22 protein-coding genes are annotated in these 18,282 nt (G+C 61.7%); 5 read left to right on the top strand and 17 right to left on the bottom strand.

The features are described from left to right. From CW267_RS11350 to tssE, 5 genes are all read left to right on the top strand, one after another. A partial coding sequence (locus CW267_RS11350) for a type VI secretion IcmF C-terminal domain-containing protein (protein WP_319826669.1) occupies nt 1-754 on the top strand: 754 nt, incomplete at its 5' end. Between the two features lie 124 nt (nt 755-878). Further along, entirely contained in the window at nt 879-2,639 is a 1,761-nt protein-coding gene (gene tssF, locus CW267_RS11345) for a type VI secretion system baseplate subunit TssF (RefSeq protein ID WP_009485639.1), read from the top strand. Then, nucleotides 2,603-3,685 carry a type VI secretion system baseplate subunit TssG gene (gene tssG / locus CW267_RS11340; protein ID WP_100781249.1) on the top strand — a complete coding sequence of 361 codons (1,083 nt, stop codon included), beginning with the start codon at nt 2,603-2,605 and terminating at the stop codon, nt 3,683-3,685. The genes tssF and tssG overlap by 37 nt, the downstream gene beginning before the upstream one ends. Next, the gene (tssJ, locus tag CW267_RS11335; RefSeq protein ID WP_100781248.1) at nt 3,666-4,199 is read left to right on the top strand and encodes a type VI secretion system lipoprotein TssJ; all 534 of its coding nucleotides are present in this window, start codon (nt 3,666-3,668) and stop codon (nt 4,197-4,199) included. The genes tssG and tssJ overlap by 20 nt, the downstream gene beginning before the upstream one ends. Before the next feature lie 3 nt (nt 4,200-4,202). Beyond that, nucleotides 4,203-4,628 carry a type VI secretion system baseplate subunit TssE gene (gene tssE, locus CW267_RS11330; protein ID WP_100781247.1) on the top strand — a complete coding sequence of 142 codons (426 nt, stop codon included), beginning with the start codon at nt 4,203-4,205 and terminating at the stop codon, nt 4,626-4,628. 223 nt (nt 4,629-4,851) lie between these two features. Here the strand turns inward: tssE and cobT are convergent, their stop codons facing one another. The 17 genes from cobT to CW267_RS11245 are packed head-to-tail and all read right to left on the bottom strand — an operon-like array spanning nt 4,852 to nt 18,277. After that, nucleotides 4,852-5,907 carry a nicotinate-nucleotide--dimethylbenzimidazole phosphoribosyltransferase gene (gene cobT / locus CW267_RS11325; RefSeq protein WP_100781246.1) on the bottom strand — a complete coding sequence of 352 codons (1,056 nt, stop codon included), beginning with the start codon at nt 5,905-5,907 and terminating at the stop codon, nt 4,852-4,854. A gap of 43 nt (nt 5,908-5,950) precedes the next feature. Beyond that, entirely contained in the window at nt 5,951-6,496 is a 546-nt protein-coding gene (gene cobU / locus CW267_RS11320; protein ID WP_012967314.1) for a bifunctional adenosylcobinamide kinase/adenosylcobinamide-phosphate guanylyltransferase, read from the bottom strand. After that, complete coding sequence (locus tag CW267_RS11315) at nt 6,490-8,013, bottom strand: cobyric acid synthase (RefSeq protein WP_012540692.1); 1,524 nt, start codon at nt 8,011-8,013, stop codon at nt 6,490-6,492. Before CW267_RS11315 ends, cobU begins: the two co-directional genes overlap by 7 nt. After that, complete coding sequence (locus CW267_RS11310) at nt 8,010-8,834, bottom strand: energy-coupling factor ABC transporter ATP-binding protein (protein ID WP_012540691.1); 825 nt, start codon at nt 8,832-8,834, stop codon at nt 8,010-8,012. Before CW267_RS11310 ends, CW267_RS11315 begins: the two co-directional genes overlap by 4 nt. Nucleotides 8,835-8,842: 8 nt before the next feature. Further along, the gene (locus CW267_RS11305) at nt 8,843-9,520 is read right to left on the bottom strand and encodes an energy-coupling factor ABC transporter transmembrane protein (protein WP_023298157.1); all 678 of its coding nucleotides are present in this window, start codon (nt 9,518-9,520) and stop codon (nt 8,843-8,845) included. Further along, complete coding sequence (locus CW267_RS11300) at nt 9,507-9,788, bottom strand: energy-coupling factor ABC transporter substrate-binding protein (protein WP_008806285.1); 282 nt, start codon at nt 9,786-9,788, stop codon at nt 9,507-9,509. Before CW267_RS11300 ends, CW267_RS11305 begins: the two co-directional genes overlap by 14 nt. 1 nt (nt 9,789) lies before the next feature. Further along, nucleotides 9,790-10,527 carry a cobalt ECF transporter S component CbiM gene (gene cbiM / locus CW267_RS11295; protein WP_008806286.1) on the bottom strand — a complete coding sequence of 246 codons (738 nt, stop codon included), beginning with the start codon at nt 10,525-10,527 and terminating at the stop codon, nt 9,790-9,792. Nucleotides 10,528-10,535: 8 nt separating this feature from the next. Then, nucleotides 10,536-11,237 (bottom strand): cobalt-factor II C(20)-methyltransferase, encoded by a 702-nt coding sequence (locus CW267_RS11290; protein WP_100781245.1) that lies wholly within the window; start codon nt 11,235-11,237, stop codon nt 10,536-10,538. Then, nucleotides 11,234-12,028, bottom strand: a complete 795-nt coding sequence (cbiK, locus tag CW267_RS11285; protein ID WP_008806288.1) for a sirohydrochlorin cobaltochelatase — start codon at nt 12,026-12,028, stop codon at nt 11,234-11,236. The genes CW267_RS11290 and cbiK overlap by 4 nt, the downstream gene beginning before the upstream one ends. 10 nt (nt 12,029-12,038) lie before the next feature. Further along, complete coding sequence (locus CW267_RS11280; RefSeq protein ID WP_008806289.1) at nt 12,039-12,824, bottom strand: cobalt-precorrin-6A reductase; 786 nt, start codon at nt 12,822-12,824, stop codon at nt 12,039-12,041. Then, the gene (locus CW267_RS11275) at nt 12,821-13,546 is read right to left on the bottom strand and encodes a precorrin-3B C(17)-methyltransferase (RefSeq protein WP_008806290.1); all 726 of its coding nucleotides are present in this window, start codon (nt 13,544-13,546) and stop codon (nt 12,821-12,823) included. The genes CW267_RS11280 and CW267_RS11275 overlap by 4 nt, the downstream gene beginning before the upstream one ends. Continuing rightward, nucleotides 13,546-14,601, bottom strand: coding sequence for a cobalt-precorrin 5A hydrolase (gene cbiG / locus CW267_RS11270; RefSeq protein ID WP_023298158.1), 1,056 nt, complete (start codon nt 14,599-14,601; stop codon nt 13,546-13,548). The genes CW267_RS11275 and cbiG overlap by 1 nt, the downstream gene beginning before the upstream one ends. Next, nucleotides 14,582-15,355, bottom strand: coding sequence for a cobalt-precorrin-4 methyltransferase (locus tag CW267_RS11265; protein ID WP_004149602.1), 774 nt, complete (start codon nt 15,353-15,355; stop codon nt 14,582-14,584). Before CW267_RS11265 ends, cbiG begins: the two co-directional genes overlap by 20 nt. Beyond that, the gene (locus CW267_RS11260) at nt 15,348-15,917 is read right to left on the bottom strand and encodes a decarboxylating cobalt-precorrin-6B (C(15))-methyltransferase (RefSeq protein WP_012540685.1); all 570 of its coding nucleotides are present in this window, start codon (nt 15,915-15,917) and stop codon (nt 15,348-15,350) included. Before CW267_RS11260 ends, CW267_RS11265 begins: the two co-directional genes overlap by 8 nt. After that, nucleotides 15,907-16,512 carry a cobalt-precorrin-7 (C(5))-methyltransferase gene (locus tag CW267_RS11255; protein WP_023298159.1) on the bottom strand — a complete coding sequence of 202 codons (606 nt, stop codon included), beginning with the start codon at nt 16,510-16,512 and terminating at the stop codon, nt 15,907-15,909. Before CW267_RS11255 ends, CW267_RS11260 begins: the two co-directional genes overlap by 11 nt. Further along, nucleotides 16,506-17,645 carry a cobalt-precorrin-5B (C(1))-methyltransferase CbiD gene (gene cbiD, locus CW267_RS11250; RefSeq protein ID WP_023298160.1) on the bottom strand — a complete coding sequence of 380 codons (1,140 nt, stop codon included), beginning with the start codon at nt 17,643-17,645 and terminating at the stop codon, nt 16,506-16,508. Before cbiD ends, CW267_RS11255 begins: the two co-directional genes overlap by 7 nt. Then, nucleotides 17,642-18,277, bottom strand: coding sequence for a cobalt-precorrin-8 methylmutase (locus CW267_RS11245; RefSeq protein WP_008806295.1), 636 nt, complete (start codon nt 18,275-18,277; stop codon nt 17,642-17,644). The genes cbiD and CW267_RS11245 overlap by 4 nt, the downstream gene beginning before the upstream one ends. Nucleotides 18,278-18,282: the final 5 nt, after the last annotated feature.

Here is an 18,282-nt window from a genome sequence, read left to right as displayed (position 1 = left end):
GCCCGCAGCGGATAGCCTTAACCGGCAGTGGCAGCGCGCTATTGTCAACCTCTGGGAGCAGGATTTTGCCGGGCGCTACCCGTTCAAAGACACAGCGAATGACGCCTCACTTCCCCTGCTGGCGCAGTACCTGCGTGACGACGGGCGGATAAATCAGTTTATTGCCACCAACCTCACCGGAATGTTGAAACGCGAAGGCCGGTACTGGGTGGCTGACACCATGAACACGCAGGGACTGGCGATCAACCCGGCGTTTTTACGCGCCCTGAATCGCCTGCGCGATGTGGCCGACACAGCCTTTGCCAGCGGCGATGCCGGGGTACATTTTGAACTGATGGCAAAACCGGCACGTGACGTGATGAAAACGCATCTGGTGATTGACGGCCAGCAACTGGAATATTTCAACCAGAAAGAACGCTGGCAGCGTTTCAGCTGGCCGCATGAGCAGTGGCAGCCCGGCGCATCGCTGAGCTGGACCAGTACGCAGAATATGGAACGTATTCTGGCCGACTTCCGGGGAAGCTGGAGTTTTATTCGTCTGCTGGAACAGGCGCAGGTCACACAGCTGGACAGCAGCAGCTTTAAGCTGCAGTGGCAAGCGCCGGACGGTCTGCCGCTGCATTACCTGATGCGCGTCGAGCAGGGCAAAGGCCCGTTGGCGCTTCTGACGCTGAAAAACTTCCGCCTGCCAGGGCAGCTATTCCTGACAGAGAAAGGGGCGGCGGACAGGAGGGAATATGGAGAGGATGAGTGACTGACTGCAACTGTAAACCCGCTGGCGGGTAAAGGCCCCTGCAACCAGAAGCCGCCATATGCCTGACAGGGAAAGCCTCCACGACAGGCCATTATCATCACCGGCTATTAAGGAAATGCTCATTATGGATGATTTAACCCAACGCTATTACGAAGCCGAAATGCGCTACCTGCGTGAAGCGGGTAAAGAGTTTGCACAAGCGTATCCTGATCGCGCCGCTATGCTCAATCTCGATAAGCCCGGCGCGCGCGACCCTTATGTCGAACGTCTCTTCGAAGGTTTCGCCTTCCTGATGGGCCGCCTGCGGGAAAAACTGGATGACGATCTACCTGAACTGACTGAGGGGCTGGTGAGCCTCCTGTGGCCTCATTATCTGCGTACAATCCCGTCGCTGTCGGTGGTGGAACTGTTAACCGATCATCGGCAAATGAAGCAGAGCGAAACACTGAGTGATTTTCAGGTGCTCTCGAGGCCCGTCGGCGAACACCGGACACGTTGCTGCTACAGCGCCACGCGGGATATCACCCTGCTTCCGCTGGCTTTACCAGAGGTGTCGTTACAGTACGAACAGGATGGACGCTCGGTTATCCGTCTGCGCTTTGAGTGCAGTCCGCTGGCTGGCGACGGGTCACAGATTGATTTATCGAGACTGCCGCTCTATCTCAATGCGGACAGTCCGCTGGCTTGTGCATTACACCGGGCGCTGACGCTGGGGGTGCAGCAAATCTGGTTTCGCCTGCCGGGGGAGGAACGTCGGACACTGGACGGCTATTTTTCCCCGATGGGGTTCGGTAAGGACGATCCGCTCTGGCCAAAAGGCGAATCGGCCTTCAGCGGCTACCAACTGCTGCTGGAGTATTTCACCTTCCGCGAGAAGTTTATGTTTGTCGCCCTTAACGGGCTGGAGAATGTGGTCTGGCCGGCAGGAATGAGTGGATTCGAAATTGACGTGGTGCTCGCGGAAAGCTGGTCTCACGATCTGCCGTTCAGCACCGAAAATATCCGCCTGCACTGCGTACCGGTGATCAACCTGTTCCCGCTGGAAGCCGATCCACTGCATCTTTCTCCGCTGGAAAATGAATACTTGCTGCGCCCCATGCGTATTCAGGACGGGCATACGGAAATTTACTCCGTCGATAATATTATTTCTTCGCGACACACCGGCAGTCAGGCATATGTGCCCTTTTCCAGTTTTCGCCACCGGGGCGGGATGTTGCGTCACGATTCGCCGGAACGTTATTACCATACGCGGGTAAAACGCGGCCCTTCCGGTTTGCATGATACCTGGCTGATCCTTGGGGGCGACGCATTCGATATCGACCGCCTGCTGGAAGACGAAACCCTGTCCCTGAGTCTGACCGGAACCAACGGTCAGCTTCCGCGTAAAGCGCTGCAGAGCACGGTGCTGGACACCCCCGTCTACGCCACGCAGCATACACTGCGGGTGCGCAACCTGTGCGCGCCGACGCAGCCCTGTTATCCCCCGGCGCGTGACCGTTTCCACTGGCGGGTTCTCAGCCACTTAGGCTCCAACTTCCTGTCAATGATGGACAACGCCGAAATCTTGCGCGGCACGCTGGCGCTGTACGACTGGACGGAAAGCGAAATGAACCGACGCCGTCTGGAGGCAATCGTTGACGTTCAGCATCACCTGATTCAGCGTTTTGAAAAAGGTTTTCTACTGCGCGGCGTGGATATTCAGGTCACGCTGGACAGCAACGGTTTCGCCGGCGAAGGCGATATCACCCTGTTTGGCGAACTGCTGCACCGCTTTTTCGCCCTGTATGCCGACATCCACTTATTTACTCAGTTGACGCTGATTCTGCAACCTACAGGAAAATGTTTGCAATGGACAGAACACCACAGCCAGCGCGTACCGGGCTGACGGAAAGGCTTGCTCCGGACATTAACCGAATTAACTTTTACCGTTTCTGCCAGCTTCTTGAACAAAGCCAACCACAGACGCCACTGCTGGGGAGCACAACCAATCCGGCAGACGATCCTGTCCGTTTTCGTCCACATCCGGGGATGGGGTTCCCGGTAAGCGAACTAAAAAGCGTCGAACAGGATTTGGATCATCCTGACGCGCCACCCACGGTGCGCACCTCGTTTCTGGGGCTGTACGGTGTGGATTCACCGCTGCCGACAGCTTATCTCGACTACATCGCGCAGCGCCGGGACGGCCATGAAGCGATGATGGCGTTTCTGGACATTTTTAACCATCGCTTTATCACTCAGTACTATCGTATCTGGCGCAAATATAATTACCCTACGTCGTTTGAACCGGGAGCCGTGGATAATATTTCCCGCTGCCTGCTGGGGTTGATTGGTCTGGGCATTCCCGGCAGCGAAAATCATATCGCCACGCCGGTCTCGCGTTTTCTTGCATTACTCAGCGTGATGCGTCTGCCGACGCGTACAGCAGAAGGCATAACGGCGCTGGTCAGATTACTGGCCCCCCAGACGAAAGCGACAGTTATCCCGCACGATCCACAACAGATTGTCCTGCCTGAACCTGCGGGTTTATCAAAAAGATCGCGTATTTGCCTGAAAACTCGGGCACTGCTGGGCAACACCGGCACTGACGTTAACAGCCAGTTACTGCTGAAGCTATATACCGAAGACGACGGAGAGGCACGCGGCTGGCTGCCGGGCGGGCAACTACATACCGACCTGCTGGTGCTGTTGCGTGTCTATCTGGGCTGGCGCTACCAGGCCCGCCTGCAACTGACTTTGCCCGTCAGTCTGCTGCCTCCGGTACAGTTGGGAAAACAGCGCGTTCAGGTAAGCCGAACGGGCGTGCTGCGGGCGTCTTTTGCTGCCCCAGTCGCTGGTACGGTCACGGTCAGTCTCGGGCGTTATCAGGGACTCATGCCCACATCATCCACCCGTGACAGGGAGAGTGTTACTCATGTTTCTTACACCCTATAAACGACATGCTGTCAGCGTACTTGCCGCCGCGACGCTGCTGAGCGGCTGCGGTCTGACCCAGAGAGTGACTGACGGCACTAAAGAAGTGGCATCGGCGATTTTCTACAAGCAGATCAAAACGCTGCATCTCGATTTTGTATCGCGCAGCGCACTGAATACAGATGCGCAAGACACACCGCTTTCCACGATGCTCCATGTCTGGCAACTGAAAACACGTGAGCGTTTTGATGAGGCCAACTATGACACGCTGCTTATGCAGGAAGAAAAAACGCTGAAATCAGATGTACTGGCCAAACATACCGTCTGGATGAAGCCGGCAGGTGCGGTTTCCCTGAATGTCCCTCTGGATAAAGAGACCCAGTTTGTCGCCATCGTCGGTCAGTTTTATCACCCCGATGAACAAAGCAACAGTTGGCGACTGGTACTCAAAAGGGATGAACTGGAAGCTGACAGGCCCCGCACCATAGAGCTGATGAGAAGCGATCTCCGCCTGCTCCCCCTTCAGGATAAGTAACCGATGGCAGCATCTTCTTTATTTGAAATGCTGACTTTCAGCTTCAGTGGCGAGCTGCCGCTGGAGCAGGTCAGCGAGCGGGATCAGCTTATTCTTTCCGTTATGGACAACATACAGCGCATCATCAACTGCCGGGCAGGAACGCTGGCGCATTTACCGGATTATGGTTTGCCGGATCTCAGCATGATTCATCAGGAAATGACCGCGGGTATTCATGGTTTGATACACCGGATAGAAGAGACGTTACTGCGCTACGAACCCCGCCTGAGCCAGTTGCGTGTGGAGTTGCAGCCGCAGCCCCGTCCGGGGCACCTTAATTATCTTATTTATGCCCAACTTCCCGATACCGGCTGGATACGCTTTGATGGCGTATTTTCTGCGGAAGGCCGGATTGTGCTGCGTCATCTCAAACAGCAGGAGCGCGCGTGACTTATGTCAGGTAGCGCACCTTCATTGAGCTTGCAGATTGCGCCAGAAAAGTAACAAGGAAAATCAATTTATTGATTTTCGGCTGATAACCACAAAGGAGGAAAAACTACGCTTTTTCCTTTTTTGCCAGCAACCTGAAACACCCTCAAGGGTGTTTTTTTGTTTCTGCCGCCGGCAAACCTCTGCCGAAAACGGGAACGGCCGTTGCCGCCCCCTCGCCGGCTTATCCCTTCGGTAACTCAATATTACTTGCCGCCAGCATGCCCATGCGATGGTACATCGCGCAGGCTGCCTCGACGATCGGCATCGCCAGCGCCGCGCCGCTGCCTTCTCCCAGACGCATACCCATATTGAGATACGGTTCGAGGCCCAGATGCGCCAGCGCGATACGCGCCCCCTTCTCCGCCGAATAGTGGGACGGGATCAGATACGGTTTTACCTCCGGCGCTATCTGGCACGCCGCCAGCGCTGCGGCGTAGGAAAGAAAGCCATCCAGCACCACCGGCAGTCCGCAGGCCGCCGCCCCCAGCATGACCCCCGCCATCCCCAGCAGATCGAAACCACCGACTTTGCTCAGCACATCGAGACCATCATTCGGGTCGGGCTGATTGACGGCGATAGCCCGCCGCACCACCTCCACCTTGTTGCCAACCTTCGCCAACGGCAGATTGGCGCCAATCCCGACCACCTCCTGCGCATCGCTGCCGGTCAGAACGCTGACGATCGCCGCCGCCGGCGTGGTATTGGCCATCCCCAGCTCGCCGACACCAAACAGAGTAACCCCCTCCTGGGCCAGCGCGCGGGTGTAGCGCATCACCTCCAGCAGCAATTCCTGCCCCTGCTCGCGGCTCATGGCCGGGCCGCGGGCAATATTGCCGCAGCCCCGCGCCACCCGCATATTCACCACCCCGGGGAGCGGTTCGCTATCGATACCGACATCAATCACATGCACTTGCGCCCCGGCCTGGGCGGCGAGCACGCAGACGCCGGTGGTGCCGCGGGTCATATTTGCCGCCTGAATGGCGGTGACCGCTTTCGGCGAAATCGCCACCCCTTCGTCCCACACCCCATGATCGGCGCACATCACCAGCAGGGCCTTTTTCGCCACCTGCGGTTGGCCGCCCAGGCCGGGCATTCCTGCCAGCTGAACCGCCAGCGCCTCCAGACGGCCGAGGCTGCCGGGGGGCTTAAGCAAGCCGTCGATATGGTGTTGTGCCCGCGCCATGGCGTCGGCGTCCGGCGCGGGGATCGCCCGCAGAACCGTGTTTAAATTTTCCATACAGAATCCCTGCCAGGGCTGGCCCGGTCAGCCAGCGATTGAGTTATTTGATTTTGACGCCGATGCCGGAGACCACCAGCCAGACCGCATCCGCCGCGGCCGCCAGGCGCTGATTGACCCGCCCGGCGATATCGCGAAAATGCCGCGCCAGGCGATTCTCCGGCACAATGCCCATTCCCACCTCGTTGGTCACCAGCACGACGTGCGCCGGGCAGCGCTGACAGGCGGCAATCAGCACGCCAATTTCGTCATCAATAGCCCGCTCCATGGCGGCGTAATCCCAGCCGTCGGGGTCGCTGTCGCCGCCGAGCGCGAACAGCAGGTTGGTGACCATGGTGGTGATGCATTCCAGCAAAATCGCCTCCGCTGGGGCGATATCCGGGGTGATCAGTTCATCAAGCTGCTGCCAGCGCTCGGCGGTGCGCCAGTGGGCGGGCCTGCCGTCGCGATGATGCTGGATCCTTGCGGCCATCTCGTCGTCAAAGATTTGCGAGGTGGCGATATATAAAACCTGCGGCGCATCGGCAATCAGCGCCTCGGCATAGCGGCTTTTGCCGCTGCGCGCGCCGCCGGTAACCAGAGTCAGCATAGGGGCTCCTGATGTTGGCGCATGATGGCGTAAATTTTATCGATGGCGATATGTTCGCGCATGGCGTCCGCCAGCCGATCAAACTGCCGGGTTTTATAGCGGGCATACTCCAGGGCGCTATCCAGCGGCGCCAGCCCTTTGCGCTGGCGCAGGCCGTTGAGCAGCGCCCGGGTAAAGGCATCGCTGTCGAACAGGCCATGGAGATAGGTGCCGAATGCCAGGCCGTCGTCGCTTATCGCCCCGTCCTCTACTGACTGTCCCGCTTTATGCAGCTGCAGCAGCGGCGGGCTGCCGGCCTCGCGGCGCGTCTCGCCCATATGAATTTCGTAGCCACTGACATGCAGACCTGCCGCGTCGGCTAACCATTCCGGGAGGTTAGTTCCCAGGGTCGCCTGCACCTGGGTGGTGGTTTTGTGCTGGGCGAAGTGGGTCACGGTCTTCAACACCCCCAGTCCGGGCTGGGTGCCAAGGCCAGACTCCACCTCATCGATAATGGTTTCGCCGAGCATCTGATAGCCGCCGCAGATCCCCAGCAGCGGCACCTTGCGCTGCCGGGCCTGCTCGACTGCATGCGCCATGCCGCTCTCGCGCAGCCAGCACAGATCGCCGAGGGTATTTTTACTGCCCGGGAGAATGACCAGGTCGGCGTCGGCCAGCGCCTGCGGGTCGCGGACATAGCGCACCCGGACGTCTGGCTGCGCCGCCAGGGCGTTAAAGTCGGTAAAATTGGCGATATGCGGCAGGTGAACCACGGCGATGTCGATGTCGCGCCGGTCGGTGCGATGGTATTTCCCGGCCTGCAGCGCGACGCCGTCCTCATCCTCGAGATCCACGTCAAGCCACGGCATAACGCCCAGCACCGGCACCCCGGTCAACGCCTCGATTTGCTCTATCCCCGAGCGCAGGAGCGCCACATCGCCGCGGAATTTATTGATGATCACCCCTTTCACCCGCGCCCGCTCCTGAGGCTGCAGCAGCGCCAGCGTGCCGTAAATCGCGGCAAACACCCCGCCGCGGTCGATATCGGCCACCAGGATCACCGGGCATTGCGCCATCTCGGCCATGCCCATATTGACGATATCGCGGTCGCGCAGGTTAATCTCCGCCGGACTGCCGGCCCCTTCCAGCACCAGCGCCTCATACTCTCCGGCCAGGCTCTGGTAGACCGCGAGGATCTGCTCGCGCAGGCGCGGCTTGTACTGGTGATAGCTCACCGCGTCCATGCTGGTCGCCACCTGCCCCATCAGGACCACCTGCGCCTGACGGTCGCTGGTGGGCTTGAGCAAAATCGGGTTCATGCGGACATCCGGCGCGATCCCTGCCGCTTCGGCCTGGAAAATCTGCGCCCGGCCCATCTCTTTGCCATCCGGTGTAATGCCGGAGTTCAGCGCCATATTCTGTGATTTAAACGGCGCGGTACGCAGCCCATCCTGATGAAAAATACGGCACAGTCCCGCCACCAGTACGCTTTTCCCCACGTCGGAAGCCGTGCCCTGTAACATCACTGCCAGCGTCATGACGCCTCCTTTATCGCGCCTATCGCGTTGTTGTGCATCCGCTGAAAAAACTCCGCTTCGGTTTTACACAGCGGCAATCCCAGTTCGCTATGAAGTTTCACCAGCCACGGCTGCGTCAATCCCGCCTGGGCCATGATCGCCGCGCAGGCAAATACCTCGCCGGGATCCCCCGCGGCCAGCACTTCGCCGTGACGCAGAACGTAAACGGCGTCGCTCACCTCATAGATCAGATCGATATCGTGGCTGGAGATCACCACGCGCCGCCCCTGCCCGACAATGCGCCGGATGATGGCGATCATCTGCGCCCGCCCCCGGGGATCGAGGCCCGCGGTGGGCTCGTCAAGCAGCAGGTAGCGCGCCTGCAGCACCAGCGCCCCGGCGATCGCCACCCGTTTTTTCTGCCCATGGCTGAGACACTGGATCGGCTGCTGGCGAAACCCCTGAGCATCAACGAGGGTCAACGCTTCATCCACCCGGCGGGCGATCTCCTCTTCCGCCACCCCGAGATTACGCAGGCTAAAAGCGATATCGCTGTCGATATCGGTATAGAAGATCTGCTGATCCGGATCCTGAAACACCGTCGCCACCTGCTGGCGCAGCGCCAGCAGACCGCGCTTGCTGTAATTCAGCGCCTCTCCCTGCCACAGCACCGCCCCCTGCTGCGGGCGCAGCAGGCCGCTCAGGTTCATAAACAGCGTCGACTTTCCGCAGCCGTTGGCCCCCACCAGGCCGGTCACCGCATGGCGGGAAAAATCCAGCGTCAGCCCTTTAAGTACCGGCTCATCCTGATAGCGAAACCAGAGATCGGTTGTGGCAAGCATACTTATCCTTAGAGGTGAAAATCACCCTGGTACAATTTGATATCCAGCGCGGTGCTCATCTGCTGATAGCGCAGGAGGACGCGGGTGAACAGCAGTCCCACCAGCATCGCCAGCGAGCGATAGCCCTGCGGCACGCTACCATAGCCAAAACGCAAAGTTTGCGCGCGGTGAATCGCCATCGCCTCGTCTAACAGAATAAAAATGAAGCGCCAGGTCAGCAGGATCTGCTCCGTCAACAGTCGCGGTACGCGACCGCGCTTGAGCAAGATAATCAGCTGTGGGAAAGGCAGATTAAGCACCAGCCAGAGCGTGGCCGCCATCGCTGCCAGGCTGCGCCAGAAGGTCTCCCCGGCCACGGCCAGCCCCGGGGCGGAAATCCCTATCGAGAAAGCGCCCAGCCGCAAGCTCGCTAACAGCATCTGCGGGTCGCGGCTGACGCTGAACACAATGGTCAGCACGCCGACCAGCAAAAAGCCAAAGGGTAGCGCCATCCAGCGGCACCAGCGCCAGAATGAGACCCGCAGCAGCCAGCAGGTCAGCGCGGCGGTCAGCGCCAGCGTCAGCGCCTGGCCCCACGCCGGCAGCGTAAAGGCCAGCACCATCAGCAGCAGCCAGAGCAGAAACTTACGCTCTGGCGCCACCTGCAACCAGCGGCTCTGGTAGCTAAGTCGGTCAAACCCGGTCATCACGGCGCTGTCTGCCCCTCGCATACCCGAGAATGTAAAAAATCACCGCCGCGCCCAGCGAGCCCTGCAGGGTAAACAGCAGGCTCTCAATCTCGCCGCTCGCCGGTTCGTACAGCGGCTGGAACCAGGGTTGATAATCCGGCGCCACCACCTGGATCTGGCTCTCCGCTTCGCCGTCCGAACCGCCAAACTCACCGCCGTGGTTAATAAAAAAGGGCAGGATCATCAGGGCAACCACCATCGCCAACAAGATCAGGGGCTTTTTCATATTAATGTCCCTCCGCGGCGATCAGCCGCCGTTTGGTCAGTTGATCGTAGATCATCACGGTAAGCAATCCTTCCGCGATGGCGATCGGGATCTGCGTCAGGCAGAAGATCCCCATAAACTTCAGGATCGATCCACCTGCCCCGGTGGCCGGATCGGGAAAGGCCACCCCGAGCTGGACGGAGGTGACAAAATAGGTCATCAGATCCGCCAGCATGGCGCAGAGAAAGACCCCGACATCGCGACGGATCCCCGCCCGGCAGGCCAGCTTCCACACCAGATAGCCGACCATCGGGCCGATCACCGCCATCGACATCCCGTTAGCGCCAAGGGTGGTCAGGCCGCCATGTGCCAGCAGCAGCGCCTGGAACAACAGAACGATCGCCCCCAGCACCGCCACCACGCCCGGCCCGAAGAGGATCACCGCCAGACCAACGCCGGTCGGGTGCGAGCAACTGCCGGTCACCGACGGGATCTTCAGCGCCGAAAGAACAAAAATAAACGCCCCGCACAGGGCCAGGAGCACCTTCTGATTGCTCTCCTCCTGGACGATACGCCGCAGGCGCACCAGGCCGTACCACAGGCAGGGTAAAAACAGCAGCCACCACGCCAGCGCCCACATCGGCGGTAAAAAACCCTCCATGATATGCATGGCGAACGCCTCCTGCGGGACGATGATCAGCAGAACAGCCGCTGCCAGCCCCCCGTACGAAAGCTGCTTCAGCGATTTCACCTGATTCATTACGCCTCCTACCACTGTTTGTTAACCAGGATGGTCGAGAAATAGGGCAGCGGCTGGTCATCGCTGACCTCGCGCAGACGGCGCCAGCACTGCTCGCCCGGCAGGGTGGCCTCTGACAACATCAGCGCCGCATCCAGCAGCCCCGCCTGCGCCAGCAGCGCCTTAATGCGGGCGAAGCGGCCGTAGACTTTCATCAGCACCAGACTGTCATGCTGGCGCAGCGCCGCGGCAATGTCCGTTTCCGGCGCGGTACAGGAGATCACCGCCAGCGACTGCTGCTCCATAGCCAGCGGGGTTTTCGCCCGCGCGGCAATGGCGGCGAAGGAGGTAACGCCAGGGACAATCTCCAGCCAGTCCGGGCAGCCAATCCGCTGCAGCAGAAAGACCCAGGTGCTGAACAACATGGCGTCTCCGAGGGTGATAAATCCGACCTGCCTGCCCGCCGCCACCTCCTGGGCCAGCGCCGCGGCGACGTCGTTCCACACCGCCTCTTTTTCCGCGCTGTCGGCGCTCATCGGAAAATGGCAGCAGCGGACCTCCGTGTGTGCGCCAAGGTACTCGCGCACGATGGAGAGCGCGAGGCTGTCGCCGCCTTTGCGGCCGGCTGGCGCATACAGCACATCCAGCTGGCCGAGGATCCGCGCCGCACGCACGGTGATCAGATCGGCCGCCCCCGGCCCGGTGCTCAGGGCGTAGAGTTTGCCGCTCATGCTGCTTTCTCCATCGCGTTATTCAGCGCCTGCTGCAGATGGGCGACAAACATTGCCCGCACCGCCGGATTTTCCCCTAACCCGTTCAGCCACGGCGTGGCAGGAATACCGGCGGCATTAAAGCGGGTTTTCCACGAATCGTCTTCGTCGGAGGCCATATCATTAATGGCATGATCGCCGGCCACCAGCATCAGGGGCATCAGATGCACGCCGGTCACGCCCTGGCGGGAGAGTTCGTTAATGACGATGTCCACTTCGGGATAGCTTTCCACCGCCCCCACCCGCGCCGGAAAACCCTGCACCGCCATCATATGATCCAGACAAGCGTAGGCCGCGAAGGCGTGGTGGCTGGCGCCGTGCCCCATAAACACCACTCGCTCCGTCGCCGCCAGCGGCGGCATCTGCTGGCGCAGGGCCTGCATCAGCTGAACATAATCGCCATGACCGCTCAGCAGCGGCACGCCCAGCGTCAGGCGCTGAAAGCGCGGGCGCAGGCTCTGCACTTCGCGAACGATCTTCTCGTACTCGTCGCCGTTGATAATGTGCAGGGACTGGATCGCCACATCCTGGTACCCCTGCTCAGCCAGCTTTTGCAGGGCCTGCAGCGGGGTATCGATATGGATACCGTCGCGCTGCCGCAGTTTGCGAATAATCATCCCCGAGGTGAAGGCGCGGAACAGCGTGCGATCCGGACAGCTGGCGGCAAGATCGCGCTCGCAGGCGGTAATGTTCTTCTCGCGGGTGTCGTGATAGCTGGTGCCGAAGCTCACCACCAGAAGTGCTTTTTTCATATCCTGTTCCTCAAGTCGCCGACAGCCAGCGCGTCAGCCGCGTAGCGAAATCGGCCTGGCTTTCCAGTAATTCATCGCCCTTCACCAGCGGCGCCGGGCGGGTAATGACGATGCAGGGGATCCCCGCATCAAGACAGGGTTGTACTTTTTCCTGATAGCCCCCTTCCGCGCCCGAGGCTTTCGTGACCACAACATCAGCCCGGCACTGGCGATAAAAGGCGGCGTTAAATTCGGCGCTGAACGGCCCGCAGAGGGCAAAGATTTCCCCGACGCCAAACCCCAGATCGCTACAGTGCTGAACCACCTCCGGCACCGGCAGCACCCGGGCGAGCAGCGTTTTCTCCGCCAGTCCCGCCCGCCAGGCCGCCAGATCTTTGCTGCCGGTGGTCAGCAGGATCCGCTCCCCGAGGCGACGGGCCAGCGCGCAGGCCTCGTTCAGATCGCCGACCACGTGAAGTAGCGGATGGCGCAGATCGCTCAGCTGCTCCGGCCTTTGATAACGGCTGAGCAGGACCCCGACGCTGGCGCAGGCGCGCACAATATTCTGGCTGACCACTTCGGCGTAGGGGTGAGAGGCGTCAATCACCCAGCGGGTGCGCTGCGCCCTGAGCCACTCCGCCATCTGCTGCCACTCCATGCGCCCGCAGCGTATCCGCCCGCGGATATCGCCGGCCAGCCGCTCGCCGGTGGGGGTCGCCACCGACAGGGTGTAGCGCACGCCGGCGGCGTCCAGCTGCTGGCAGATCGCCCGCGCATCGCTGGTGCCCCCGATAACCAGCACGTCGCCGTGGTTCACAGCGCGTAGCCTCGCGGGGTGATCATCAGACCGTTGTCGATGTAAGTCGCTTTGTTGCCGACGATGACCAGACTGGTCATATCCACCGGGGCAAAATCCATCTCTCCGAGGGTGGTCAGCCATTTCTCCTGCTTTTTGCGCCCGGCGGATTTGACTACGCCGACCGGCGTGTCCGGGCTTTTGCTGGCCGCCAGCAGCGCAAAGGCGCGCGCCAGATGCCCTTCGCGGCCGCGGCTGCGGGGGTTGTAAAAACAGATAACGAAGTCTGCTTCCCCTGCGGCGACAATGCGTTTTTCAATCACTGGCCACGGCGTCAGCAGATCGCTGAGGCTGATATGGCAGAAATCATGCATCAGCGGCGCGCCGAGCAGCGAGGCGGCGGCGATACTCGCCGTCATCCCTGGGATCAGACGGACCTCAATGTCCAGCTGCTGCTTATTGACCAGCTCCAGCACCAGCCCCGCCATGCCGTAGATGCCGGCGTCGCCGCTGCTGATCAGCGCAACGTTGTTCCCGGCCTGCGCCAGCTCAATGGCGGCCTGGCAGCGTTCAATCTCTTTGCACATGCCGGTTTTGATCACCTGCTTGTCACCGGTAAAGGCTTTTACCAGGTGGGTGTAGGTCTTGTAGCCCACCACAATCTCTGCCGCCTGCAGGGCCTCCACGGCTTCCATGGTCATCATCGCCTGCGAGCCAGGGCCAATTCCGATTACGCTTAACATCAGTGTGTTACTCCCAAAGTAATGGTCACGCCCTGCTCGCGCAGGGTTTCGCCGGACAGGTTTCCCTGACTCAGCAGCCAGGCCACCGGGCCGGAGACGCTGCCGACGCCGACCGTCTCCCGGACAAAAGACGAGGCCGGAAAGCGGTGCTCGTGCTCGCGCAGCGCCTCGGCGCTGAAGGTTTCGAACGGCACCCGGCAGCGGTGAGCCAACTGGCGCAACCCCGGCTCGTTTGCCTTCAGGCTCACGCTGCCGATCGCTTTCAGCGCCAGCGGGTCAAGACGCTGAGCGGCAAGCTGGCGATCCAGCAGCGTACAGAGCAAGGAACAGGGGGTGTCGCGCCGACAGCCGATCCCCGCCACCACCCGCTGGGGCACCAGCTTCCAGTGAGGTACCGGCAGCGGCGGCAGCGACCGGCGCAGGGTGACGCAGATCAGCGCGTCGAGCGCCGGCAAGCGCGCCAGGTCGCTTACCGGGATAAAGCCGCGTTGGTCGCACCGGCTTAGCGCCTCGGTAAATTCAGCGTCGCACCACAGCCCCACCCGCATACCGCTCACCAGCATCTGGTTGACGGTTTTCACCGCCGCGCGAAAATCGGTCATCCGGGCGTTCAGCTGGAAGGCCAGCGTGTCAAGGGCGGCCAGCTCGTTGACATCGGTGGCGGTGGTGATCACCGGGTCGGCGTCGAGCATCCCGGCCAGATAGCGGGTCAGCGCATTCGCCCCCCCGGCATGGCCGGAGAGCAGGCTGATGACGTGCCGGGCGCGCTCATCAATCACCACCACAGCCGGGTCGCTGAACTTGTCATTCACCAGCGGGGCCAGCACCCGCACGGCAATCCCGGTGGCGCCGATAAAAATCAGCGCCGAGAAACTGCTGAATGCCTCGCGGGCTGCGCTGGCAAAGCCGCCGTTGAAGGGGATAAACCCCTCTTCCTGCAGCGCTTCGCTGGTGTAGCAGGTGAGCGGCAGCATGGCCGCCAGCCGTTTTGCCAGCCGCACGCCGCCGGGCGTCAGGCAAAACAGGGCAATGGATTCAGGCTTTACGGTATTCATGGCTAAAATCCGCTGCGTACAGTTTTGAGTAGTGATACTCATCGCCGAGGAAGGGACCGACCAGGATCAGCGCCGTTTTGCGGATCCCGGCGTCGCGTACTTTGTCGCCGATGTCCGCGAGGGTACCGCGGACGGTCTGGCTTTCCGGCCAGGTGGCCTTGTAGATCACCGCGACCGGGGTGGTCGCGGGGTAGCCGCCCTCCACCAGCCGCTCCGCCACCCGGTGAATACGTTGCACCGACAGGTAAATCGCCATCGAAGTTTGATGGCTGGCAAAGGCCTCCAGCTGTTCGCGCGCAGGAACCGGCGTGCGCCCTTCCAGACGGGTAATAATCAGACTTTGCGATACCTCAGGTACCGTGTACTCCACCCCCAGCTCGGCCGCCGCGCCGAGGAAAGCGCTGACGCCCGGCACCACCTGCCAGCGGATCCCGCGGCGGGTCAACTCTTCGCCCTGCTCGCGCACCGAGCCGTACAGCGAAACATCGCCCGTCTGCAGACGCACCACCGTTTTTCCCGCCTTCACCCCCGCCTCCATCAGGTCGAGGATCTGCTCCAGATGCAGCGCGGCGCTGTCGTGGCACTCCGCCTGTGGCGGACAGTAGGCCAGCAGCTCGGTGTTGATCAGCGACCCGGCGTAGATCACCACCTGCGCCTGCTGCAGCAGACGGTAACCTTTGAGAGTAATCAGTTCGCGATCGCCAGGACCGGCGCCGACGAACCACACGCAATGGGGATCAAAAGTCTCAGCCATGGTTTTCTTCCTTCTGACAGGCGATGACAAAAACGGGATTATGGGGTTTGAAATAGTGGCCGCTGCCCAGCGTGGCCAGGGTGGAGACCGCCAGCTGCTGACAGTCCACCTCGCGAATGCGGCACTGCTGCAGGTGCCCCAGGGCGCTATGAAGGTTTTCCTGCAAAATAAAAGTCATCACCAGCCGGCCGCCAGGATGCAGCTGCGCCAGCGACCAGTCGATCAGCGCCGTCAGGTGGCCGCCGCTGCCGCCCATAAAGATCGCGTCGGCTTTGTCGGCGACCGCCAGCGGCGCAACGCCCGCCACGATAGCGATATTGTCGCAGCCAAAGCGCTGCCGGTTGTCCGCCAGCAGGCGCAGCGCGTCGGCCTGACGCTCAATCGCCGTCACCCGCAGCACCGGGTTCTGCAGGGCGGCCTCAATGCTGACGCTGCCGGTGCCCGCGCCGATATCAATCAGGTGGCGCGCCCGGTGCAGCTCCAGCTTCGCCAGCGCCAGCGCGCGCACGGCCTCTTTGGTCATCGGCACCTGGGCGCCGCGCAAAAACAGCTCATCTTTCATCGAGGATCACCACCGCATTCATCTCATATTCGTCCTCCACGGCGCTGACCGGCAGCCAGTGGATCCGCTCGTTTTCCATCGCCAGATTTTCGCCGATCACCATCCAGCGGTGGCCTTTGCCGCGGGCCGTCAGCTGGGCGGCAATCTCCCGCGGACCACAGCGGCCGTCGGTCACCATGGCGACTTTCCGGTGGGCGGCCAGCGCATCGAAGCTCACCGCCCGGCCATGGCTGCTGGTCAGCCACATGTCGTTCATGTCGATGCCCGCCCGGGCGCAGAGGTACTGCACCGCGCTGATGCCGGGGATCACCTGCACCCGTTCCCGGCCAAAGTGGGCAATCAGCCGGGTGCCAATGCCATAGAACAGCGGATCGCCGGAGGCCAGCACCACGACGCGGCGCCCGGCGCGGGCCTCGATCCACGCCAGCAGCGCCGGCATATCGGCCCCCAGCGCAAAGCACTCCCCGGCGAAGTCGGGAAACTGCCGGAGGTGGCGGCTGCCGCCCACCAGCGCCTCGGCGGCGGCGATTGCCTCGCGCGCGGCCGGGGCCAGCCACTGCAGCCCCGCCGGGCCCATTCCCACGACCGTCAACATGTCAGCTCCCGGGCAATCGCCGCCAGCGGACGGCTGCTGCCCAGCACCTGGTTATCAAAAGAAAACAGAACCGCGTCGCAGGCAGGCGGGTGCTGAGTGAAGCGCAGCATCTCAAGAACACGCTGGCAGATTCGCTCAGCCAGATGGTTATAGAGACGCTGGTATCCCCAGGCGTCGATATGCTCCATTGCCGCTTCGGTGGTGTCGCACTCGCTGACCAGCGTCAGCAGCGGCAGCGGCGCGCCAAGCAGCGCCAGATGAGCGACGAGGGTTTCCATCCGCGCATCGGCGATATGGCTGTGGGTATGAAAGATCCCGGCGGCGATTTTGATCAGTTTGCCGGGGTGGCCGATGAGCACAATCTGGCGGAAACCAAGCCGGACCGCCTCTTCAATCATGTAGCCGACGAAGTTGCTCATGGTGACCACCACCTGCGGGTCGATGCCCATCTGCTCGCGGACAAAGCGCTCGCCGTGGTTGCCCGGCACCAGCACCACGCGCTCCAGCCCGGCGGCGCGTTTTATCTCCAGCTCGAGGGAGAGCGAGCGCTTCCAGCTCTCTTCCGACATCGGGGTGACGATCCCGGTGGTGCCGATAATCGAGATGCCGCCGAGGATCCCCAGCCGCGCGTTATAGGTTTTTTGCGCGCGAAGTACACCTTCCGGGGCAAAGATCTCCACCTGCGCGCCACGGGAAGGGCCAATCGCTTCGCGAACGGCGGTCTCGATGGTGTGCCGCGGAGTACGGTTTATCGCCGGGCTGCCTGTCGGCAGACCGATCCCTTTGCGGGTCACCGTGCCGATGCCCTCGCCGCCCTGCAGGCTAATCTCTCCGCTGTCATTGAGGGTCACCCGGGCAAAAATCAGCATGCCGTGGGTGGCGTCGACATCATCGCCGCCGTCTTTACGGATCGCGGCGACCGCCTGCTGCCCTTCGACGTGCGGAGACTCGACGTTCAGGCACAGGGTGACGCCGGAGGGGGTGACGATCGAGACCTGGTGGATCAGATGCTGGCGCATCACCATCAGCGCCGCCACTTTTGCCGCCGCCGTGGCGCAGGAGCCGGTGGTGTAGCCCTTGCGCAGCGCTTTGCCGTGATGCCACACCGGGGCGTCAAAGGTCTGATCGCTCATTGCGCCTCCCGCAGGTGGTAAAGCAGAGCGTTCACAATCGCTGCCGCCACGTTGCTTCCCCCCTTGCGGCCGAGCGCGGCGATGGCCGGCAGGCCGCTCTCGCTGAGCGCCGCTTTCGACTCCGCGGCGCCGACGAACCCGACCGGCACCCCCACCACGCCGCCGATGGCCGTCTCGCGATGTTCCAGCAGGCGAAACAGTGCGGTTGGCGCATTGCCGAAGACGAACACTTTCTCCCCGGACTCCTGCACCGCAATATCCACCGCCGCCATCGAGCGGGTCATCCCCCGGCTTTGCGCCTCGCGCACCACCCGTGGGTCGCTGATATAGCAGCGGCATTCGCCGCCAAAGCGGGCCAGCAGGGTTTTGTTGATCCCGGACAACGCCATGGTGGTATCGGTATACAGCGTGCAGGGCCGGCTCAACGCCTCGCTCAGCGCGATCAGGGCATCCGGAGAAAACCACAGAATATCCAGCCAGTCGAAGTCAGCGGTGGTGTGGATCACCCGCTTGATAATCGCCTCGTGCAGCGGGCTGGCGAAACGGTAGTCCGGTCGCGTTTCGGCGATGATCTCGCTGATGATGTCGAAGCTTTTCGCCTCGATCGCCTGCGGTTGTTGGATGTACTGCATCAGGT

It is taken from the genome of Klebsiella sp. X1-16S-Nf21 (assembly GCF_002837615.1).
Classification (GTDB): Bacteria; Pseudomonadota; Gammaproteobacteria; order Enterobacterales; family Enterobacteriaceae; genus Klebsiella; species Klebsiella variicola.
This window is presented reverse-complemented; position numbering and strand designations above follow the sequence as displayed.